This is a genomic window from Xanthomonas sp. CFBP 8152, from assembly GCF_014199025.1.
Lineage (GTDB): Bacteria > Pseudomonadota > Gammaproteobacteria > Xanthomonadales > Xanthomonadaceae > Xanthomonas > Xanthomonas arboricola_B.
In genome coordinates, this window is the sequence record NZ_JACHNO010000001.1 from 1,600,893 (window position 1) to 1,622,879 (window position 21,987).

The 21,987-nt window shown below is 66.6% G+C and carries 21 protein-coding genes; 12 read left to right on the forward strand and 9 right to left on the reverse strand.

All coding sequences use genetic code 11. The features are described 5' to 3' along the window. Nucleotides 1-3 precede the first annotated feature (3 nt). The 6 genes from eutC to yidD form a co-directional block, all read right to left on the reverse strand. Complete coding sequence (eutC, locus tag FHT09_RS06725; protein ID WP_104604781.1) at nt 4-849, reverse strand: ethanolamine ammonia-lyase subunit EutC; 846 nt, start codon at nt 847-849, stop codon at nt 4-6. After that, on the reverse strand, nt 846-2,255 hold the full coding sequence (locus FHT09_RS06730) for an ethanolamine ammonia-lyase subunit EutB (protein WP_104604779.1): 1,410 nt from the start codon (nt 2,253-2,255) through the stop codon (nt 846-848). Before FHT09_RS06730 ends, eutC begins: the two co-directional genes overlap by 4 nt. Then, a complete protein-coding gene (gene eat, locus FHT09_RS06735) occupies nt 2,252-3,616 on the reverse strand; it encodes an ethanolamine permease (protein ID WP_104604777.1) in 1,365 nt (454 codons plus the stop codon). Before eat ends, FHT09_RS06730 begins: the two co-directional genes overlap by 4 nt. Nucleotides 3,617-3,824: 208 nt before the next feature. Further along, nucleotides 3,825-4,664: a M23 family metallopeptidase gene (locus FHT09_RS06740; protein ID WP_181141219.1), complete on the reverse strand. Its 840-nt coding sequence runs from the start codon at nt 4,662-4,664 to the stop codon at nt 3,825-3,827. After that, entirely contained in the window at nt 4,664-6,013 is a 1,350-nt protein-coding gene (locus FHT09_RS06745; RefSeq protein WP_104604773.1) for a dihydroorotase, read from the reverse strand. Before FHT09_RS06745 ends, FHT09_RS06740 begins: the two co-directional genes overlap by 1 nt. Beyond that, entirely contained in the window at nt 6,010-6,303 is a 294-nt protein-coding gene (gene yidD, locus FHT09_RS06750; protein WP_104537124.1) for a membrane protein insertion efficiency factor YidD, read from the reverse strand. The genes FHT09_RS06745 and yidD overlap by 4 nt, the downstream gene beginning before the upstream one ends. Nucleotides 6,304-6,393: 90 nt before the next feature. Between yidD and dksA the strand changes: the two genes are divergently transcribed. After that, nucleotides 6,394-7,437, forward strand: coding sequence for an RNA polymerase-binding protein DksA (gene dksA / locus FHT09_RS20430; RefSeq protein ID WP_104537125.1), 1,044 nt, complete (start codon nt 6,394-6,396; stop codon nt 7,435-7,437). 307 nt (nt 7,438-7,744) lie between these two features. Here dksA and FHT09_RS06760 read toward each other — a convergent pair whose 3' ends face one another. The 3 genes from FHT09_RS06760 to cysS all read right to left on the reverse strand — a co-directional run bounded on the left by FHT09_RS06760 (nt 7,745) and on the right by cysS (nt 11,074). Beyond that, nucleotides 7,745-8,995 carry an MFS transporter gene (locus FHT09_RS06760; protein WP_104604771.1) on the reverse strand — a complete coding sequence of 417 codons (1,251 nt, stop codon included), beginning with the start codon at nt 8,993-8,995 and terminating at the stop codon, nt 7,745-7,747. After that, nucleotides 8,992-9,429, reverse strand: coding sequence for a SufE family protein (locus FHT09_RS06765; RefSeq protein ID WP_104537127.1), 438 nt, complete (start codon nt 9,427-9,429; stop codon nt 8,992-8,994). The genes FHT09_RS06760 and FHT09_RS06765 overlap by 4 nt, the downstream gene beginning before the upstream one ends. 220 nt (nt 9,430-9,649) lie before the next feature. Then, a complete protein-coding gene (gene cysS / locus FHT09_RS06770; RefSeq protein ID WP_181141218.1) occupies nt 9,650-11,074 on the reverse strand; it encodes a cysteine--tRNA ligase in 1,425 nt (474 codons plus the stop codon). Between the two features lie 186 nt (nt 11,075-11,260). On the opposite strand from cysS, the gene FHT09_RS06775 reads away from it, so the two are divergent. The 11 genes from FHT09_RS06775 to proB all read left to right on the forward strand — a co-directional run bounded on the left by FHT09_RS06775 (nt 11,261) and on the right by proB (nt 21,933). Then, entirely contained in the window at nt 11,261-11,758 is a 498-nt protein-coding gene (locus FHT09_RS06775) for a hypothetical protein (RefSeq protein ID WP_166774788.1), read from the forward strand. Nucleotides 11,759-12,069: 311 nt separating this feature from the next. Continuing rightward, the gene (locus FHT09_RS06780; RefSeq protein ID WP_104604765.1) at nt 12,070-13,101 is read left to right on the forward strand and encodes an N-acetylornithine carbamoyltransferase; all 1,032 of its coding nucleotides are present in this window, start codon (nt 12,070-12,072) and stop codon (nt 13,099-13,101) included. 52 nt (nt 13,102-13,153) lie between these two features. After that, nucleotides 13,154-14,395 (forward strand): argininosuccinate synthase, encoded by a 1,242-nt coding sequence (locus tag FHT09_RS06785; RefSeq protein WP_181141217.1) that lies wholly within the window; start codon nt 13,154-13,156, stop codon nt 14,393-14,395. A 277-nt stretch (nt 14,396-14,672) separates the two neighbouring features. Then, nucleotides 14,673-15,773, forward strand: coding sequence for an acetylornithine deacetylase (locus tag FHT09_RS06790; RefSeq protein WP_104604761.1), 1,101 nt, complete (start codon nt 14,673-14,675; stop codon nt 15,771-15,773). A gap of 49 nt (nt 15,774-15,822) precedes the next feature. After that, nucleotides 15,823-17,166: an acetylglutamate kinase gene (locus tag FHT09_RS06795; protein WP_104604759.1), complete on the forward strand. Its 1,344-nt coding sequence runs from the start codon at nt 15,823-15,825 to the stop codon at nt 17,164-17,166. Between the two features lie 5 nt (nt 17,167-17,171). Then, entirely contained in the window at nt 17,172-17,783 is a 612-nt protein-coding gene (locus FHT09_RS06800; RefSeq protein ID WP_104604757.1) for a GNAT family protein, read from the forward strand. Further along, entirely contained in the window at nt 17,780-18,730 is a 951-nt protein-coding gene (gene argC / locus FHT09_RS06805; RefSeq protein WP_104604755.1) for an N-acetyl-gamma-glutamyl-phosphate reductase, read from the forward strand. The genes FHT09_RS06800 and argC overlap by 4 nt, the downstream gene beginning before the upstream one ends. A gap of 126 nt (nt 18,731-18,856) precedes the next feature. Continuing rightward, on the forward strand, nt 18,857-20,152 hold the full coding sequence (gene argH / locus FHT09_RS06810) for an argininosuccinate lyase (protein WP_104604753.1): 1,296 nt from the start codon (nt 18,857-18,859) through the stop codon (nt 20,150-20,152). After that, nucleotides 20,152-20,505 (forward strand): cupin domain-containing protein, encoded by a 354-nt coding sequence (locus tag FHT09_RS06815; protein WP_181141216.1) that lies wholly within the window; start codon nt 20,152-20,154, stop codon nt 20,503-20,505. Before argH ends, FHT09_RS06815 begins: the two co-directional genes overlap by 1 nt. Next, a complete protein-coding gene (locus FHT09_RS06820) occupies nt 20,505-20,765 on the forward strand; it encodes a YciI family protein (RefSeq protein ID WP_104604751.1) in 261 nt (86 codons plus the stop codon). The genes FHT09_RS06815 and FHT09_RS06820 overlap by 1 nt, the downstream gene beginning before the upstream one ends. Before the next feature lie 13 nt (nt 20,766-20,778). Continuing rightward, a complete protein-coding gene (proB, locus tag FHT09_RS06825) occupies nt 20,779-21,933 on the forward strand; it encodes a glutamate 5-kinase (protein WP_104604750.1) in 1,155 nt (384 codons plus the stop codon). Nucleotides 21,934-21,987: the final 54 nt, after the last annotated feature.

Below are 21,987 nucleotides of genomic sequence, written 5' to 3' on the forward strand. Positions count from 1 at the left end.
TAACTACGAACCGGGGTCAAAGTCCGGACGCACACCCTCAGGAAGTAAAAATGTCCGCGGCGCGGCATTGGACGGGCCTGCCGACGGTAGCGCCGGTCGCTCGGCCTCGTCCTTGAGCTGCACGCCGGACAGCTTGCGCCGAAATGATTCGCGCAGCAGGTACGCAAGCTTGTGCGTGGCTTCGGCGTAGCTCAGTCCCTCGGCGCGGATATTGGAGATGCAATTGCGCATGGCGTCGGTCAGGCCAACCCGCGGCGCGTAGGTCAGATACAGGCCCAGGCTGTCGGGCGAGCTCAGGCCTGGTCGCTCGCCGATCAACACGATCACCAGGCGCGCCTTGAGCAGTTCGCCGACTTCGTCGCCGATGGCGACGCGGCCTTGTGCGATCAATACCACCGGTGCCAACGACCAGCTTTCGCGCGCGGCCAGGGCGTCGATATGCTCCAGCATCTGCGCTGCGTGCCGATGCACCGCCAACGCAGAGAGTCCGTCGGCGACCACCACGGCGACGTCGTGCCCGCCGCCGTGTACCGCGGTCAGGCCACGCAGATGCGCGGCCGCATCCTCGCCCAGGCGCCGGCCCAGATCCGGACGTTGCAGATAGGTGTGCCGGTCCACCGCCGCGCTGTGCAGCAGAATGCTGTCCCGCCCGCGCTGTTGCAGCGCTGCCTGCAGCGGTAGCGGATCGAAGGCCAGATGCACCGCATCGCGCGCCTGCGCATGCGCAAGCTGGAAATCCAGATGCGCGGCGGTCGGCAGGCTGGTGCCGACGCGCCCCAGCGCGATACGCGCCGGTGTGAGCGGACGTAGCTGCGCCCAGGCATCACGCGGAGTGGTCGGGCCGCTCATTGCACGCTGCCGGCGTTCAATTGCTGCAGCGCACGCCGGAACGGTGCGGGAAGCTCGCTGCCGAGTTCGAAGCGACCGTCGCGCAGGCGCAGGATGCCTTGCTGTTCCAGCCAGTGTTCGAACTCGGGCGCGGCGCGCAGGCCCAGTGCCTGGCGCGCATACAGCGCATCGTGAAACGAGGTGGTCTGGTAGTTGAGCATCACATCGTCGGAGCCGGGAATGCCCATGATGAAGTTGATGCCGGCGGTGCCGAGCAGGGTCAGCAGCACGTCCATGTCGTCCTGGTCCGCTTCGGCATGATTGGTGTAGCAGATGTCGCAGCCCATCGGTACGCCGAGCAGCTTGCCGCAGAAGTGATCCTCCAGCCCGGCACGGATGATCTGCTTGCCGTCGTAGAGATATTCCGGGCCGATAAAGCCCACCACGGTGTTCACCAGCAGCGGCTTGAACTGCCGCGCCACGGCATAGGCGCGCACCTCGCAGGTCTGCTGATCGACGCCATGATGCGCATTGGCCGACAACGCACTGCCCTGGCCGGTCTCGAAATACATCACGTTGTCGCCGACGCTGCCGCGCCGCAATGAGAGCCCGGCGTCCTGGCCTTCCTGCAGCAGCGCCAGATTGATGCCGAAGCTGGCATTGGCCGCTTCGGTGCCGGCGATCGACTGGAACACCAGATCCACCGGCACGCCGCGGTTGATCGCGTCGATGGTGGTGGTGATATGCGCCAGCACGCAGGACTGCGTGGGGATCTTGTAGCCGGTGATCACCGCATCGAGCATGCGCAACAACGCGATGGTGGCGGCCAGGCTGTCGCTGGCAGGATTGATGCCGATCACCGCATCGCCGTTGCCGTACAACAGGCCGTCGAGCACGCTGGCGGCAATGCCGGTGGCATCGTCGGTGGGGTGGTTGGGCTGCAGGCGCGTGGACAGGCGTCCACGCAGGCCCAGCGTATTGCGAAAGCGCGTGACCACGCGCGTCTTCTGCGCGACCAGGATCAGGTCCTGCACGCGCATCAACTTCGATACCGCCGCCACCATTTCCGGTGTGAGTCCGGGTGCCAGTGCAGTCAATGCCGCTTCGTCGGCCTGCGCACTCAACAGCCAGTCACGAAAGCCACCGACGGTAAGATGCGCCACCGTGGCAAATGCCGCCGCATCGTGCTGGTCGACGATCAGGCGGGTGACTTCGTCCGATTCGTACGGCACCACCGCCTCATCGAGGAAGTGACGCAGCGGCAGGTTCGCAAGCGCCATCTGCGCGGCCACCCGCTGCAGCCCGGAGTTCGCGGCGAGCCCGGCGAGTTGGTCGCCCGAGCGCGGCGGCGTGGCCTTGGCCAGCAGGGTCTTCAGATCGGCAAACTGGAAGCGCTCGCCGCCGGCGGTAAACGCGAACCCGCTCATCTGGCGCTGGCCGCAGGCGTGGCTTGGCTGCGCAAGCTCAGCACGCAACACAGCGCACCGAACAGCAGCAGGCCCACGAAGATCAGCGCCACGATCGGGTTGAACCAGACCATCGCCACCAGACACACCAGCGCCAGCAGCAGCGCGATTGCCGGCACCACCGGATAGCCCGGCGCGCGAAAGCTGCGCTCCAGCCCGGGTTCGGCGCGGCGCAGCTTGAACAGGCTGAGCATGCTCATCACATACATCACGATCGCGCCGAATACCGACATGGTGATCATCGCCGCGGTCAGCGACATGCCCTGGATCTTGACCACGCTGTCGCTGCAGATCGCCGCGATGCCGATCGCGCCGCCGGCAAGAATCGCGCGATGCGGCGTGCGAAAGCGCGACAGCCTGGCCAGCCCGTGCGGCAGGAACCCGGCACGCGCCAACGCAAAGAACTGCCGCGAATACCCCAGGATGATGCCGTGGAAGCTGGCCACCAGGCCGAACAGGCCGATCCACACCAGCATGTGCAGCCAGGTCGAACTGTTGCCGACCACCGCCTTCATCGCCTGCGGCAGCGGATCGTTGATGTTGGAGAGCTGACGCCAGTCGCCGACCCCGCCCGCAAACACCATCACGCCCAGCGCCAGCACCACCAGGGTGAGGATGCCGGCGATGTAGGCGCGCGGAATCGTGCGCTTGGGGTCCTTGGCTTCTTCGGCCGCCATCGCCGCGCCCTCGATCGCCAGAAAGAACCAGATCGCAAACGGGATCGCGGCAAAGATGCCGGAAATGGCGGCCGGGCCGAACACATCGCGACCGGCCCAGCCATTGGCGGCAAAGCGCGCAACGCTGAAGCCCGGCGCCACCACGCCCATGAACACCAGCAGCTCGATCACCGCCAGCAAGGTCACGATCAGCTCGAAGGTGGCGGCGATCGCCACGCCGACGATGTTCAAGCCCATGAAGATTGCATACGCGCCGATCGCAGCGATGCGCGGGTCCAGGGTCGGGAACTGCACGTTGAGATAGGCGCCGATCGCCATCGCAATGGCCGGCGGCGCGAACACGAACTCGATCAGCGTGGCCAGGCCCGCCAGCATGCCGCCATAGGTGCCGAATGCGCGCAGGCTGTAGGCGAACGGCCCACCCGCATTGGGGATGGCGGTGGTCAGCTCGGTAAAGCTGAAGATGAAGCAGGTATACATCACCGCGACCAGCAGCGTGGTCACCAGAAAGCCCAGCGTGCCGGCGGTGCCCCAGCCGTAGCTCCAGCCGAAATATTCGCCGGAGATCACCAGGCCCACGGCGATCCCCCACAGTTGCCAGGTGCCCAGGGTGGGTTCGAGCTGCTGGTTGCGCATGTCGCGCATCTCCTGCGGTCGGGGGAGGGAGATGAAGCAGGCCCGGCGGCCAAGCACTGGACCGACCGCCAGTGACCGATCGCCCGCCGGTGCATGGCGACGATCGACGGCCGTTCCGGTTATACCCCAAAGCCCTGCGGCGAACACAAGCGCAACGGGTGGGTCGCGGGGAACATGCCGCCGCGCGCCAGCCCCGTCGACACACCGCGCACGCTGGCTACTTGCTGCGCTCAAGCACCAGCAGCGGATCGATGCGCACGTCGAACCAGTTCATCCCCCAATGCAGATGCGGCCCGGTCGCGCGCCCGGTGGCACCGACGGCCGCAATCACCTGGCCTTGCTCCACCCGGTCGCCCACCTTGACGTCGATGCGCGACAGGTGCAGAAAATTCGAGCTCACGCCGAAGCCATGGTCCAGCAGCACGGTGCCGCCGGTCAGATACAGGTCCGGTGCGGCAAAGGTCACCACCCCGGCGGCCGGCGCCTTGACCGGCGTGCCGGTGGGCACGGCGATATCCATGCCCGAGTGGCCTGCACCGGGCTGGCCGTTGTAGACCCGCGCATTGCCGAAGCGCCCGCTGATGCGGCCCTGCACCGGCCAGATGAAGGGCTGGGCGAAATCGGTGCGGGCATCGTCGCGGTCGCGCGCGGCGGTGACCTGCGCCTGCTCGCGCTTGATCCGCTCGGCGATCGCCGCAGGCGGATTGACCGTCTTGGGCGGCACGCCATTGACGCGCTCCACCGGCCAGTCGCGCGGCGTCACCGCGATGCTGGCGGTCTGTTTGCTGCCATCGGGCCGGGTGATCTGCACCTGCAACGGGCCGGTGGCATCGCGGCCGATGCCGAACACCACGCTGCCATAGCCGCTGACCCGCAAGCTGCGGCCGGCGTACTGCAACTGGCTGCCCGCCGGCACCTTGCCGATCACCAGCGCGCCCTGGGAGGCGCTTTGCGGGAAGACTGCTTCCGCGGCGTCGGCAGACTGCGCAGCCACGCTGCCGGCAGCGAGCGTGAACGGCGCCAGCGCAAGCCAGGCGCCAATCAGGGCTGCGCGCATCAGCGGTCGAAGGTCAGGCGTTGACCGGCGGCAGTGCCGACCAACTGTTCGCCGTCCCACACCTGCTGACCGTTGACCCAGGTCGCGGCGATGCGCGAGCGGAACGTGGTGCCTTCGAACGGCGACCAGCCGCACTTGGACAGCACCTGCTCGCGCTTCACCGTGAACGGGGTGTTGTCGATCATCACCAGGTCGGCGAAATAGCCTTCGCGCAGGAAGCCGCGCTCTTCCACATCGAACAGCTGCGCCGGCGCATGCGCGAACTTCTGCACGATGCGGGTGATCGGCAGCTTGCCCTCGTGCACCAGCTCCAATGCGGCCACCAGTGCGTATTGCACCAGCGGCAGGCCGGAGGGTGCCTGCGCGTAGGGCTTCTGCTTTTCTTCCCAGGTATGCGGCGCATGGTCGGTGGCGAGCACGTCGATGACGTCTTCGGCCAACGCCTCGATCAGCGCCAGGCGGTCGTCGGCGTCCTTGATCGCGGGGTTGCACTTGATCAGGTTGCCCAGCCGCGCGTAATCGCTGCGGTCGAAGCGCAGAAAATGGATGCAGGTCTCGGCGGTGATGCGCTTGCGCAGCTTGCCCTCGGCATCCACCAGCGGGCCGGCCTCGAACAGCGCCAGCTCGTCGGCGGTGGAGATATGCAGCACGTGCAGGCGGGTGTTGTGCTTGCGCGCCAGCGACACCGCCAGCTGCGAGGACGTCAGGCAGGCCTGCCGCGAGCGGATGTCCGGATGCATCTCCGGGGTCAACGCGTCGCCATAGGTTTCCTTGTACTGCGCCAGCGTCGCATCGATGGTCGGGGTGTCTTCGCAGTGGGTGATGATCGGCGTCGGCGCGTCGCGGAAGATCGCGTCCAGCGTCTCGGGGTTGTCGACCAGCATGTTGCCGGTGGAGGCGCCCATGAACACCTTGATGCCCGGGGCGGTCTTCGGGTCCAGCGTCTGGATCGCGGCCAGATTGTCGTTGCTGGCGCCCATGTAGAAGCCGTAGTTGGCCCAGGCACGCCCGGCCGCCGCGTCGTACTTGGCCTGCAGTGCGGCCGCGTTCAGCGTCGGCGGATTGGTGTTGGGCATGTCCATGAAGCTGGTCAGCCCACCGGCCACCGCGGCGCCGGATTCGGTCGCGATATCGCCCTTGTGGGTCAGGCCCGGCTCGCGAAAGTGCACCTGGTCGTCGATCATGCCCGGCAGCACCCAACGTCCGGCAGCGTCCACCACGGTGTCACCTGCGGCTGGGGCGATCTTGCCGGAGATCCTGGCGATACGGCCAGCTTCGATCAGCAGATCGGCGTCGAATTCCTTGCCTTCGTTGACCAGGCGGGCGTTGACGATGAGAGTTCGGCTCATGGATGAGGTCCTTTGCAACTGCAGGAAGGGGAAGCGGGCGATGACGCGGACGCAGGCGCGTCGGGGACAGGGTCGAACCCGCCCGGATGGAAGGGATGGCAGCGGCCGAGCCGGCGCGCGGCCAGCCAGCAACCGCGCAGCGGGCCGAAGCGGCCGATCGCGGTCATCGCATACTCCGAGCAACTGGGCGCAAAACGGCAACGCGGCCCCAGCAAGGGGCTGATGAACCGCTTGTAGAAACGCAGCAGCGCGATGAGCAGGCGTGAGATCACTTGCCAATGATATGCCACTTGGATTAATACGTGGTTGCCGGGGGTCCGTGGGGTAAGCTATAAAGGCCCGCTTTCCCGGGCCCCGGGGGAACCAAGGATGAGCGTTTCGTGGCTGCTAAAAAACCTGCAAAAAAGGCCGTAGAGGCCGCCAAGAAGTCCGCCAAACCCGTTGCGAAGAAGGCAGCGGCGCCCGCCGCTGCAAAACCGGCCGCCAAGCAGGCGACGCCGGCTGCCAAGCAACCGGTTGCCAAGAAGGTAGCTGCGGGCAAGACCGTGGCCAAGCCGGCGCCGGTCGCCAAGACCGCAGCGTCCAAACCCGTGGCCGCCAAACCTGTAAAATCTCCTGTCGCCAAGAGTGCTGCCAAGCCGGCGGCGAACAAGGCAGCTCCGGCTGCCGCCAAACCGGCCGCCAAGCCGGTGGCGCCCAAGTCCGTACCGAAGCCGGCTACCAAGTCGACTGCGGCCAAGTCAGTCCCGGTCAAGGCTGAAAAGCCCGCTCCCGCACCGGCCGCCAAGGCCGTCCCTGCGAAGCCGGCAAAGCCTGCGACCCCGTCACTTAAGAATCCCGTGCCCGTTTCGAAATCTTCAGCAAAAACGCCAACCAAAACCGAAGCCCCCGCCAAGCCCGCCGCGACCCGTCCGGTCGGCAAGGTGGCCGTGGCCGTGACCTCCAAGCCGTCCAGCCCGACTCCCAAGACCAAGTACAAGGTGGTCGAGTACAAGACCGACGAAGCCACCGGTCGTCCGATCCTGCCGCAGGGCTACAAGCCTGCAGCCGATGAAGAGTACATGAGCAAGCTGCAGCAGGAGTACTTCCGTCAGCGCCTGCAGAGCTGGCGCAACGACCTGGTCGAAGAGTCCAAGCAGACCATCGAAAACCTGCGCGAAGAAGTACGCGACATCGGCGACGAAGCCGAGCGTGCCACGCGCGAGACCGAGAACTCGCTGGAGCTGCGCACCCGCGACCGGCACCGCAAGCTGATCGGCAAGATCGACAGCACGCTCAAGCGTCTGGAAGACGGCGACTACGGCTATTGCGTGGACACCGGCGAAGAGATCGGCATCGACCGCCTGGAAGCGCGTCTGACCGCCGAGCGCACCATCGACGCCCAGGAGCGTTGGGAGCACTTGCAGAAGCAGCAGGGCGACTGATCGTTCGACAAGGTCGAATCGCTATCAATCGACTGAAAAGACCCCGCCCTGTGCGGGGTTTTTTATGTGCATCGCGCCTGTGGGATGGGCGCTGCATTCATCGGCATCCCTGACGGATGCCGGGCGCGCGTCGGTTGCGTGATACGCGAGCAGATGTGCGGGAGTGCGCTGTGACGTTCCTGTTGCGCGCGAAGGCGATCGCTTTGGCGCGCAGGGATCTCGAGTCCGATGGAGGGCACGGCTGCAGTGCGCGAAGCGAAACCAGCTGCCGGCGGTAGCGGCAACCGGCACTGCATCATTGCGGACCTCACTGCAGGTCGCGCAGGTCCAGCTTGCGCAGCTTGGGCGCCTTCCACGCGGTGGTGGCGACAACGCCCAGGGTCACGCAGCCGCCGATCACCACCGCCGGCACCAGGCCGACCAGGCGTGCCATCACCCCGTCGTAGAACGCACCCAGCTCGTTGGACGAGCCGATGAAGATGCCGTTGATCGACGACACCCGGCCGCGCATCGCATCGGGCGTGGCCAGCTGCAGGATGGTCTGGCGCACCACCACCGATACCCCGTCGCACATGCCGTAGACCAGCAGGATCGCCGCCGACAGCCAGAAGTGCCGCGACAGGCCGAACGCGATCGTGCACAGCCCGAAGCCGGCCACCGACAGCATCAGGATGCGCCCGGCATTGCGCTGCAGCGGGTGCCGTGCCAGCCACACCCCGACCACGATCGAGCCCAGCGCCGGGGCGCCGCGCAGGATGCCCAGGCCTTCCGGGCCGTAGTGCAGGATGTCGTGGATGAAGGCCGGCAGCATTGACACCGCGCCGCCCAGCAGCACCGAGAACATGTCCAGCGCCATCGCGCCCAGCATGACCTGGTTGGACAGCACGAACTGCGCACCTTCGGCGATGCTGCGGAAGATCGGCGCACGCGGGCCTGCGTTGACCGGCTCGCTGACCCGCAACAGCGCCAGTGCCAGGATCGCCAGCAGCGCCACGCCGGCGGCCACGCCATAGGCCAGGCCCTTGCCGCCCCAGCCGACCAGCACGCCGCCCAGCGCCGGGCCGATCACCATGCCGGCCTGGAAGGTGACGCTGCCGATGCTGGCGCCGCGGGCGAAGGCCTCGCGCGGCAGCGCACGCGCGAACAGCGCGTTGTAGACCGGCGACAGGAACGAGCGCGCTGCACCGGTCAGCGCGATGGCCGCGTAGATCGGCCACACGCCCTGCACCGGCAGCCAGCCATGGGTGATGGCCAACAGCAGCAGCGCGGTGGCGACCAGGCCGAGCACCGCGACCATGCCCAGCCGTCGGCGCGGCAGATGATCGACCAGATAGCCGGCAAACGGCGCGATGCAGAAGAACGGCAGGATCTCCGCCAGGCCGATCAGCCCGAGCGAGAGCGGATTGCGGGTGATCTCGTAGATATGCCAGCCGACCGTGACCGCGACGATCTGGTACGACAGCATCGCCGCCACGCGATACAGCAGCACCAGGCCGAAGCCGGGGTGGGCCAGCAGCGTACGCAGCGAGGCGGCAGGCGAGGGCGTCGGGGTGCTCACTGCTGGGCGCGGGCGGTGTCGCGGATGAAGGCCAGCATTGCCGCCACGCCATTGCTGCGGGTCGGCGACAGATGCTTGGCCAGCCCGATGCCGGCGATGTAGTCCGGCTCGGTGGCCAGGATCTCCTGTGCGCTACGCCCGGAGTACACGCGCAAGGCCAGATAGATCAGCCCGGAGACGATCGCCGAGTCGCTGACGGCGTGGAAGTCCAGCCGCTCGGCATTACCCTCCGGCACGATCCACACCATGGACTGGCAGCCATGCAGGCGGTGTTCTTCGCTCTTCCACTGTTCGGGGAAGCCGGGCAGCTTGCGGCCCAGGTCGATCAGGTACTGGTAGCGCTCGGACCAGTCGCCGAAGAAGGAGAACTCCTCGGCAATGGCGGCCTGCGCTTGGACGGCGGTGGGTTCGAGCGGGAAGGGGGTGGTGGTCATCAAAAATCCAGAATCGGTCGGTGATCGCGCTGCCCGGCGACACCGCAATGGTGCCCTTCTCCCTGGGGGAGCGGGGTTGGGGGTGAGGGTAGGGGCGAAGCCTCGCTGGAATTGGATGCGGGTGGCTTCGCTCTTACCTCAAGGAAGGTGCATGTGGCTGCGCCCGCATCCTCATCCGCCCCTGCGGGGCAGCTTCTCCCGAAGGGAGAAGGGAAGAAGGTCATGCGCGCTTCCAGCGCACGCCTTGCGGGGTGTCTTCCAGCACGATGCCTTCGTCGGCCAGCTGCGTGCGGATGGCGTCGGCGCGGGCGAAATCCCTGGCTTTCTTTGCGGCATTGCGTTCTTCGACCAGCACGGTGATGCGCGCATCGTCGCCGGCGTCGGTGCCGCGCGAGAACCAGGCGGCCGGGTCCTGCTGCAGCAGTCCCAGCGCCAGGCCTGCGCCGAGCAGCTGGGACTTCAGGCCGGACAGCGCGGCAACACCTGCCGATGCGTCGCTGCCATGCGCGAGTTGGTTGCGTAGCGCGCGGGCCTCGGAGGCGATGCTGGCGATGACCGACAGCGCAAGCGGGGTGTTGAGGTCGTCGTCGAGCGCGGCTTCCACCTCGTCGGGAATCGTGGCCGGCTGCGCGGCGGCGATCCCTGCAGCGTGTTCGGCCGCGGCCAGGTCGCGCAGGGTGCCGTACAGCCGGTCCAGCGTGTTCTTGGCCTGTTCGATCAGGCCGTCGGACCAGTCCAGCGGCTGCCGGTAATGCGCGCTCAGCAGCGCGTAGCGCAGCGCCTCGGGCGGGTGCCTGGCGATCAGGTCGTGTACGGTCTCGATATTGCCCAGCGACTTGCTCATCTTGGCGCCGCTGAAGTTGAGCATGCCGTTGTGCAGCCAGAACCGCGCGAAGGTCGCTCCGCCATGCGCGCACTCGCTCTGCGCGATCTCGTTCTCGTGATGCGGGAACTGCAGGTCCACGCCGCCGGCATGGATGTCGATGGTCGGGCCCAGGTGCGCGGCGGCCATCGCCGAGCATTCGATATGCCAGCCCGGGCGGCCGCGGCCCCACGGCGAGTCCCAGCCGGGCAGCTCGTCGCTGGAGGGCTTCCACAGCACGAAGTCGCCGGGGTCGCGCTTGTACGGCGCCACGTCCACGCGCGCGCCGGCCAGCATCTCGTCCGGATCGCGGCGCGAGAGCTTGCCGTAGTGCGCGAAGCTGGCCACCGCGAACAGCACATGGCCTTCGGCGGCATAGGCATGGCCGTTGCCAATCAGCTGCTCGATCATCGCCACGATCTGCGGGATATGCGCGGTGGCTTCCGGTTCGATGCCCGGCGGCAGCACGCCGAGCGCGGCCATGTCCTGGCGGTAGATCGCGGCGAAGCGGTCGGTGATGGCCGAGATCGGCACGCCCTGCGCCTGCGCGGCGGCGTTGATCTTGTCGTCGACGTCGGTGATGTTGCGCGCGTAGCGCAGCGCGCCGTAGCGCCGCCGCAGCAAGGCGGCCAGCACGTCGAACACGACCGGGCCGCGGGCGTTGCCGATATGCGCGTAGTTGTAGACGGTGGGGCCGCACACATACAGGGTGGGGCTGGACGGATCGAGCGGTGCGAACGGCTCGACCCGCCGCGTCAGGTTGTTGTGCAGGCGCAGGCTCATCGGCATCTGAAAAAGGATAACCGGGCGATTCTAGCCGGTCGCGGCGGTGTGGCGAACCAACCGCACGACCGCAGCTGCGCCGGTGACCGGATGGGCTGCGTTCAGCCCAAGGGATCACAAGCTCCATACACTTACGTATTGCCTGGCTGCGCCCTCCTGGTACTGATGCGACCTTCCCCGTTCTTCCTGCTGCTGTGTGTGTTCGCCTGGCAGGCATCGTCAGCACACGCGGCAGAAACCGATCCCAAGAACCGGGTGGTGGTGATCGAGAACGTGAAGCTGGATTACGCGCAGGTGCTCAACGTCGAGCCGGTCTACCAGACCTTGCGTGCCACCCGCATCGAAGAGCAATGCGAGGCCGAGCCGGTCGCACCGGTGGCAGTGGCGCCGGTCGAGGACGAGGGCCGCATCAACCGGATGGTGGATTCGGTCAAGGAGATGTTCTCCCGTCGCCCCGAGCCGGCGTCCGTGCCGATGGCGGTGCCGCCGACCAGCACGCGCCGCAACTGCCGGGTGGTGGAAGTGCCGCGCGAGTTCCGGCGGCCGATCGCCTTCGACGTGGACTATGTCTACAAGGGCACCAAATACCGGTCGCGGCTGCCGGAAGACCCAGGCAACCGGCTGCGCATCCGCGTGTCGGTCACCCCGTACATTCCCGACGCCATCGTCGCGCCGCCGCGCTGAGCCGCGCAGCGGTTGCGCCGTGCCCGCATGCATGCGAGGATTCGCGCCCTATGTACGCAAACGCCTTTCAGCACGACACCAGCGCCGCCCGGATGGCCTCCGGCATGACCTCGCGTGCCCGCCGACCGGAATCCCACATTTTCGCTGGGTAACCGGAGCGTTTTGCTGTTCCGCCGTTGAAAACCCAGCCCGCAGGCTGGGTTTTTTCGTTTTGACGTCACAAAAGTTTCAACCGCAAGAAACGCGCATGTCGCGCACCCGCCGCTCCTGGCGGACCACGCAGCAGAAGCACGCAGCACAAGGATCGATCGATGTCACTGAAGCACTTCTTGAACACCCAGGACTGGAGCCGCGCCGAACTGGACGCGCTGTTGACCCAGGCCGCGTTGTTCAAACGCAACAAGCTGGGAAGCGAGCTGAAGGGCAAGTCGATCGCGCTGGTGTTCTTCAACCCATCCATGCGCACCCGCACCAGCTTCGAGCTGGGCGCGTTTCAGCTGGGCGGGCATGCGGTGGTGCTGCAGCCGGGCAAGGATGCCTGGCCGATCGAGTTCAATCTGGGCACGGTGATGGATGGCGACACCGAGGAGCACATCGCCGAAGTGGCGCGGGTGCTCGGCCGTTACGTCGACCTGATCGGCGTGCGCGCGTTCCCGAAGTTCGTCGACTGGTCCAAGGACCGCGAGGACCAGGTGCTCAGGAGCTTCGCCAAGTATTCGCCGGTGCCGGTGATCAACATGGAGACGATTACCCACCCGTGCCAGGAGCTGGCGCACGCGATGGCGCTGCAGGAACACTTCGGCACCCAGGATCTGCGCGGCAAGAAGTACGTGCTGACCTGGACCTATCACCCCAAGCCGTTGAATACCGCTGTGGCCAATTCCGCGCTCACCATCGCCACCCGCATGGGCATGGACGTGACCCTGCTGTGCCCGACGCCGGACTACATCCTGGACCCGCGCTACATGGACTGGGCGGCGCAGAACGTGGCCGAAAGCGGCGGCTCGCTGCAGGTCAGCCACGATATCGACAGTGCCTACGCCGGTGCCGACGTGGTGTATGCCAAGAGCTGGGGCGCGTTGCCGTTCTTCGGCAACTGGGAGCCGGAAAAGCCGATCCGCGACCAGTACCAGCACTTCATCGTCGACGAACGCAAGATGGCGCTGACCAACAACGGCGTGTTCTCGCACTGCCTGCCGCTGCGTCGCAACGTCAAGGCCACCGACGCGGTGATGGATTCGCCCAACTGCATCGCCGTCGACGAAGCCGAGAATCGCCTGCATGTGCAGAAGGCGATCATGGCGGCGCTCGCTTCGCAAGCGGGAATCGGTAATCGGGAATAGAGAATCGCAACAGCAAGAACGTTGATCCCCACTTTTACGTACCAAGGAAACAATGATGAGCACTGCTTCCACCATTCCCGATTCCCAACTCCCGATTCCCGGCAGCAAGAAGGACATCGTCCTGGCGTTTTCCGGTGGCCTGGATACCAGCTTCTGCATTCCGTATCTGCAGGCGCAGGGCTATGCGGTGCACACCGTGTTTGCCGATACCGGCGGGGTGGATGCCGAGGAGCGTGATTTCATCGAAAAGCGCGCGGCCGAACTCGGTGCCGCCAGCCATGTCACCGTCGATGGCGGTCCGGCCATCTGGCAGGGCTTCGTCAAGCCGTTCGTGTGGGCGGGCGAGGGCTATCAGGGCCAGTACCCGTTGCTGGTGTCCGACCGTTACCTGATCGTCGATGCCGCGCTCAAGCGCGCCGCAGAACTGGGCACGCGCAGCATCGCGCACGGTTGCACCGGCATGGGCAACGACCAGGTGCGTTTCGACCTGGCAGTGAAGGCACTGGGCGATTACCAGATCGTGGCGCCGATCCGCGAGATCCAGAAAGAGCACACCCAGACCCGCGCCTACGAGCAAAAGTATCTGGAAGAGCGCGGCTTCGGTGTGCGCGCCAAGCAGCAGGCCTACACCATCAACGAGAACCTGCTCGGGCTGACCATGTCCGGCGGCGAGATCGACCGTTGGGAGGCGCCGGGCGAAGGTGCGCGTGGCTGGTGCGCGCCGCGCAGCGAGTGGCCGGCCGAGGCGCTGACCGTCACCCTGACGTTCGTCGAAGGCGAGGCCGTTGAACTCGACGGCAAGGCGCTGCCGGGCGAGCAGATCCTGGCCCAGCTCAACAAGTTGTTCGCACCCTACGGCGTGGGCCGTGGTGTCTACACCGGCGACACCGTGATCGGGTTGAAGGGCCGCATCGTGTTCGAAGCGCCGGGCCTGATCTCGCTGCTGACCGCGCACCGCGCGCTGGAAGATGCGGTGCTGACCAAGCAGCAGAACCGCTTCAAGCCGGACGTGGCGCGTAAGTGGGTGGAGCTGGTGTACGAAGGCTTCTATCACGACCCGCTCAAGACCGACATCGAGGCGTTCCTGAAGTCGTCGCAGTCCAAGGTCAACGGCGAGGTCACGCTGGAAACCCGCGGTGGCCGCGTCGATGCGGTGGCGGTGCGCTCGCCGCACCTGCTCAACACCAAGGGCGCGACCTATGCGCAGTCGGCCGACTGGGGCGTGGAAGAGGCGGAAGGCTTCATCAAGCTGTTCGGGATGAGCTCGACGCTGTACGCCCAGGTGAATCGCTGAGGATCTAAAGCCCCTCTCCCCCGGGGCGAGAAGGCACGGCTTACGCGCCACTGGCGCGCGTGCCTTGGAGCGCCCGCGCCGCAAGCGCGGGTTGGGGTGAGGATACGGAGCGAAGCTCTCGATCTTCAGTGCACTGGGCTTCGCCCGTACCCTCATCCGCCCCTTCGGGGCACCTTCTCCCGGTGGGAGAAGGGTGGCTTCGATGAGATTTATGAGCTGTTTGCGCACCTTCCTTACTTCCGGTTAGCCGCCGCTTCGGACCATTGATCAAACCGACATGACCGATCTACTCGTCTCCACCCTCGAACACCTAGAACAGCTGGTGTCCTTCGACACCCGCAATCCGCCGCGGGCGATCGCTGCCGAGGGCGGCATCTTCGATTATCTGCGCGCGCAGCTGCCCGGTTTCCGGGTCGAGGTGATCGACCACGGTGCCGGTGCGGTGAGCCTGTATGCGGTGCGCGGTAAGCCCAGGTACCTGTTCAACGTGCATCTGGACACGGTGCCGGATTCGCCGCAGTGGAGTGCCGACCCGCACGTGATGCGGCGTACCGACGATCGCGTGATCGGCCTGGGCGTCTGCGACATCAAGGGGGCGGCAGCGGCGCTGGTGGCGGCAGCCAATGCCGGGCAGGGCGATGCGGCCTTGCTGTTTTCCTCCGACGAGGAAGCCAACGACCCGCGCTGCATCGCCGCGTTCCTGGCGCGTGGCGTGCCGTATGAGGCGGTGCTGGTCGCCGAGCCGACCATGAGCGAGGCAGTGCTGGCGCATCGCGGCATCAGCTCGGTGCTGATGCGGTTTGCCGGGCGTGCCGGGCATGCCTCGGGCAAGCAGGATCCATCCGCCAGTGCGCTGCACCAGGCGATGCGCTGGGGGGGCAGGGCGCTGGAGCATGTCGAGTCGCTGGCGCATGCGCGCTTCGGCGGCCTGACCGGCCTGCGCTTCAACATCGGTCGGGTCGAGGGCGGCATCAAGGCCAACATGATCGCGCCGGCGGCCGAGCTGCGTTTCGGCTTTCGTCCGCTGCCGTCGATGGACGTGGACGGTTTGCTGGCGACGTTTGCCGGATTTGCCGAGCCGGCCGCAGCGCAGTTCGAAGAAACCTTCCGCGGCCCCAGCCTGCCGTCCGGCGACATCGCGCGTGCCGAAGAACGCCGCCTGGCCGCACGCGATGTGGCCGATGCGCTGGACCTGCCGATCGGCAATGCAGTGGATTTCTGGACCGAGGCCTCGCTGTTTTCGGCTGGCGGTTACACCGCCCTGGTCTATGGCCCCGGCGATATCGCCCAGGCGCACACCGCCGATGAGTTCGTGACGCTTGCGCAGTTGCAGCGTTATGCCGAGTCGGTACATCGCATCATCAACGGCTCAAACTGAAGCCGCGTTCCGCGCCCTGGCGCGGCCTTTCCTCTCTTCGATCACGGCAATGTCCCTCTCCGCACAGCCCCACAAACAGACCCGCCAGACCATCGTGCGCCTGCTTTCGAGCATGGCCAGCGCCAAGGAAATCAGCCAGTACCTGAAGCGTTTTTCGCAGCTGGATGCCAAACGCTTTGCGGTGGTCAAAGTGGGCGGCGCGGTGCTGCGCGACGACCTGGACGCGCTGACTTCGTCGCTGTCGTTTCTGCAGGAAGTTGGGCTGACCCCGATCGTGCTGCATGGCGCCGGCCCGCAGCTGGATGCCGAACTGTCGGCGGCCGGCATCGAGAAGCGCACCGTCAACGGCCTGCGGGTCACCTCGCCGGAAGCGCTGGCGATCGTGCGCAAGGTGTTCCAGGCCTCCAACCTCAAGCTGGTCGAGGCGCTGCAGCAGAACGGCGCGCGTGCGACCTCGATCACCGGCGGCGTGTTCGAAGCGCAGTATCTGGACCGCGACACCTACGGCCTGGTCGGTGAGGTCAAGGCGGTCAATCTGGCGCCGATCGAAGCCAGCCTGCAGGCCGGCTCGATCCCGGTGATCACCAGCCTGGGCGAGACCCCGAGCGGGCAGATCCTCAACATCAACGCGGATTTCGCCGCCAACGAACTGGTGCAGGAGCTGCAGCCGTACAAGATCATCTTCCTCACCGGCACCGGCGGTCTGCTGGATGCCGATGGCAAGGTGATCGACTCGATCAACCTGTCCACCGAGTTCGACCATCTGATGCAGCAGCCGTGGATCAACGGCGGCATGCGGGTGAAGATCGAACAGATCAAGGATCTGCTCGATCGCCTGCCGCTGGAGTCGTCGGTGTCGATCACCCGGCCGGCGGATCTGGCCAAGGAGCTGTTCACCCACAAGGGCTCGGGCACGCTGGTGCGGCGCGGCGAACGCGTGCTGCGTGCAAGCTCATGGGACGAACTGGACCTGCCGCGGCTCAGGACCCTGATCGAATCCAGCTTCGGTCGCACGCTGGTGCCCGAGTACTTCAGCAATACCAAGTTGCTGCGCGCCTATGTCAGCGAGAACTACCGCGCTGCGGTGATCCTCACCGACGAGGGCAGGCTGGGTGCAAGCGCGCTGATCTACCTGGACAAGTTCGCCGTGCTCGACGACGCGCAGGGCGAAGGCCTGGGCCGTGCAGTGTGGAACGTGATGCGCGAGGAAACCCCGCAGCTGTTCTGGCGCTCGCGTCACAACAACCAGGTCAACATTTTCTACTACGCCGAGTCCGACGGCTGCATCAAGCAGGAGAAGTGGAAGGTGTTCTGGTACGGGCTGGAGAACTTCGAGCAGATCCAGCACTGCGTGGCGCATTGCGCGACGCGCCAGCCGACGCTACTGGGCTGAGGACGATGGCGCCCGTCGCATTGCCATCGCTTTGGCGCGAGCTGCCCACGCTACGCGGGCAACACGCAACACTGGAACCGTTGCAGGCTGCGCATGCCGATGGTCTGCGCGCGGCGCTGGGCAATGGAGCCTTGTCGCGGCTGTGGTACACCGGCGTGCCGGCACCGGCGCAGGTGGACGGCTACGTGGGCGCAGCCCTGGCTGCGCAGGCCGACGGGCTGGTGCTGCCCTACGTGGTGCGCGATGTGGCCGGCGAGGTCGTCGGCTGCACGCGCTACTACGGGCTGGACGCGACAGTGCCCAAGCTGTCGATCGGCTACACCTGGTACGCGCCGCACGTGCAGCGCAGCGGCGTCAATACCGACACCAAGCGGATGCTGCTGCAGCACGCCTTCGACACGCTGGGCTGCCTGAGCGTGGTGTTCGAGACCAGCTGGTTCAATCACACTTCGCGCGCGGCGATTGCGCGGCTCGGTGCCAAGCAGGACGGCGTGCTGCGCAATCACACCCGCCACCCTGACGGCACGCCGCGCGACACCGTGGTGTTCTCCATCATCGATACGGAATGGGCCGGGGTCAAACGCCACCTGCAGTTCCGCCTGGAAGCAAACGCATGACTGTTCAAGCAACGACCATCGGCATCGTCGGTGCCCGCGGGCATACCGGATCGGAATTGATCAAGCTGGTGATGGCACACCCGCATCTGCAGCTGGTGTTCGTGTCCTCGCGCGAGCTGGCCGGGCAACCCGTGGCCGACCACAACGCTGCGTATCGCGGTGAGCTGCGCTACGCGAACCTGGATGCCGATGCGGTGGCCGCCAAGGCGGCGGACGTGGTGATCCTGGCATTGCCCAACGGCAAGGCCGAGCCCTTCGTCGCGGCGATCGATTCGGCCAGGCCGCAGACCCTGTTGATCGACCTGTCGGCCGATTACCGCTTCGATCCGGCCTGGTATTACGGGCTGCCGGAACTGACGCGCGGCAGCTATGCCGGGCAGAAGCGCATCAGCAATCCGGGCTGCTATGCCACCGCGATGCAGCTGACGATCGCGCCCTTGCTCGACCAACTGGCCGGCCCGCCGCAGTGCTTCGGCGTGTCCGGGTACTCCGGCGCGGGCACCACGCCGTCGGACAAGAACAACCCCGCGTTGCTGGCCGATAACCTGATGCCGTATGCGCTGACCAACCACATGCACGAGCGCGAAGTCTCCGCGCAGCTCAGGGTGCCGGTGGAGTTCATGCCGCATGTGGCGCCGCATTTCCGTGGCATCACCATGACCGTCAACCTGTGGCTGCAGCAACCGCTGACGCGCGAGCAGGTCCAGGCGCGCTACACGCAGCGTTACGCCGACGAGCCGTTGATCGAGATCGTCGATGAAGCGCCGTGGGTCAGCCGCATCGCTGGCAGGCACGGGGTGCAGATCGGTGGCGTGACGCTGGCGCCGGGCAACAAGCGGGTGGTGGTAGTGGCGACGCTGGACAACCTGCTCAAGGGCGCGGCGACGCAGGCGATGCAGAATCTCAACCTGGCGTTGGGCTGGGACGAATTGACTGCGATTGGCTGATGATGCGAGTCCCTCGCAAGAGCCCGCACATCCTTGTGCAGGGATTCAAAGGTGCGAGTCCCTCGCAGAAGCCCGCACATCCGTGTGCGGGGATTTAACTGGACGACTATTTCGAGACGCTTTCCGATGACCAATCTGTTGTGGCAAAAACCCGGCGTGGCGGTAGACGCCAAGATCCAGAGCTTCCTGGCCGGCGACGATGTCATCCTGGACCGCGAGTTCTTCCTGTACGACATCGCTGCCAGCAAGGCGCATGCGCAGGGACTGCAGCACATCGGCATCCTGTCGCTGCAGGAACTGGGTGGACTGAGCGAACAGCTCGACCTGCTGGCGGCCGACTTCCGCAGTGGCACGTTCGTGCTGGACGAACGCTACGAGGACTGCCATTCGGCGATCGAGGCGCGCCTGACCGAACGCCTGGGCGATGCCGGCCGCAAGATCCACACCGGGCGCAGCCGTAACGACCAGATCCTGGTCGCCACGCGCCTGTGGTTGAAGGACAAGCTGCAACGCGTGGCCGAGCTCGGCGCGGAGATCGCCAAGGTGGCGCTGGACCGCGCGCAGGCAGAGGCTGCGTTGCCGGTGCCGGGCTATACGCATATCCAGCGTGCGGTGGTGTCCTCGGCCGGCATGTGGTGGGCGGGCTGGGCCGAGGCCTTTATCGACGACGCGGTGCGTGCGGCCGATACCTTGCGCCTGGTGGACAGCAATCCGCTCGGTACCGCCGCCGGTTACGGCGTCAACCTGCCGCTGGACCGTGCGCATACCACTGCCGAGCTGGGCTTTGCACGCCTGCAGGTGTCGCCGCTCTATGCGCAGCTCTCGCGTGGCAAGTACGAACTGGCCGCGCTCGAGGCCCTTGGCAGCGCAACGCTGGACCTGCGCCGGATTGCCTGGGATCTGTCGTTGTTCACCAGCGGCGAGTTCGCCTTCGTCGCGTTGCCGGCGCAATACACCACCGGCAGCTCGATCATGCCGAACAAGCGCAACCCCGACGTGATCGAACTGATGCGCGCCACCCACGCCAGCGTGGCCGCGGCGCGGACCGAGATCGAACAGCTGCTGTCGCTGCCGTCGGGCTATCACCGCGATCTGCAGAGCAGCAAGGGCGCGATTGTGCACGGCTTCGGGCGCGGCCTGGCGGCGCTGGAACTGCTGCCGGCCTTGCTGGCCAATCTGGAATGGCGCCCGGACAAACTGCGTGCGGCGATCGATTCGGGCATGTACGCCACCGATGTGGCGGTGGAAGCGGCCGTTGCCGGCGTGCCGTTCCGCGAGGCCTACAAGGCGGCCGCGGAGTCGGCCGACACCGCAGGGCAGGGGCGCACGCCGGAAGGCAGCCTGGCCGCCCGCGTCTCGCCAGGCGCCGCGGCAGATCTGCAGCTGGATGTGTTGCATGCCCGCTGGCAGGCGCTGGTCTGATGGCCGTGATCAGCACCGACACCGCCGAGCATTACCCCTGGGGCGAAGCCAGCGACGGTTGGCACCTGTTGCGCGACCCCAACCTGAGCGTGCTGGAAGAACGCATGCCGCCCGGCGCAGCCGAACTGCGTCACCGGCATAGCCGCGCGCGGCATTTCTTCTATGTGCTGGCCGGCGAGGTGATGCTGCAACTGGACGGCGAGCAGCATGTGCTGCGCGCGGGGCAGAGCCTGCATGTGCCGCCCGGTTCCACCCATCAGATGCACAACCTGTCCGAGATGGAAGCGCGCTTTCTGGTGATTTCCACGCCGTTCGGTCGTAGCGAGGCAACACCCGACAAGGAGGCCGGCTGATGGCGATGCGCTATCTGGTATTGGCGATGCGCAAGCCGGATTTCCCGGCCGATGTGGTGCAGCCGCATCTGGAGTTTCTGCAGGCCTTGCGTGCTGCCGGGCAGCTGGAACTGACCGGCGGCTTCAGTGATCGCAGCGGCGGCGCGTACGTGCTGATCAACGTCGCCAGCCTGGAAGACGCGCGGCAGATCGTCGCGCGCGATCCATTGGCGCTGCGCGCTGCCTCCACGCTGACCGTCCATGAGTGGAACACGCACTGAGCAGGTTGTCGCCATGAGCACGCCCATCGCCACTGCTGGGTCGTTTACCGAGCAGGCGCTGCCGCCGTGGCGGCGCGCGGTGCTCAAGGTTGGCAGCAGCCTGCTCGCCGCCGATGGCGGCGGCCTGTCGCCGCGCTTTGCGCTGGGGCTGGCGCAGTTCGTCTCGGCTAACCTGATGGCCGGGCGCGAGTTGGTGATCGTCTCGTCGGGCGCGGTGGCGGCCGGCCGGGCGATCCTGCCGAAAGCCGCCGAGGCAGGCGCACCGATCGCCGCGCGCCAGGCGCTGGCTGCGCTAGGGCAGGCGCAATTGATCGCGCTCTGGCAGCGCTTTTTCGAGCGCCCGGTGGCGCAGGTGTTGCTCACCCACGACGACCTGCGTAACCGCCGCCGCTATCTCAACGCACGCGCCACCCTGGGCGAGTTGTTGCGGCTGGGCGCGTTGACGGTGATCAACGAAAACGACACCGTGTCGGTGGACGAGCTCAAGCTGGGCGACAACGACAACCTGGCCGCGATCGTCGCCGCCCTGGTCGATGCCGATGCCTTGTTCATCGCCACCGATATCGACGGGTTGTACAGCGCCGACCCGCGCAGCAATCCGCTGGCGCGGCCGCTCGACGAGGTGGCCGAACTCACCGCCGAGGTGCTGGCGATGGCCGGCGGCAGCGGCAGCAGCGTGGGCACCGGCGGCATGCGTACCAAGCTGGAAGCCGCCGCAAAGGCCGGCGCGGCCGGCATCGAAACCTATCTGTTCAACGGCCGCAATGGCGATGTGGTGCGCGCCCTGGCGCAGGATCGCCTGCACGGCACGCGTATCCACGCCGCACGCACGCGCATCGCCGCCCGCAAGTACTGGCTGCGTCACGCGCCGGTGGAAGCGGGCGCGATCCTGATCGATACCGGCGCCGCCGCCGCACTGACCGACAAGGGCGCCTCGCTGCTGCCGGGCGGTGTGGCCGGTGCGCAGGGCGACTTCCGGCGTGGCGACATGGTGGAGATCCACCTGCGCGACGATACCGGCGAGCGCTGCCTGGCACGCGGCGTCAGCCAGTATTCGGCGGTGGACATCCGCCGCATCGCCCGCCGCCACTCCCGCGAGATCGAGCCCGTGCTCGGGTACAGCTATGGCGAGAATGTGGTGCATCGCGATGATTTGGTGCTTTTGTAGCGGGGATTTGAGAATCGGGAATGGGGAATCGCAAGAGCGTTTCAGCCAACTTTC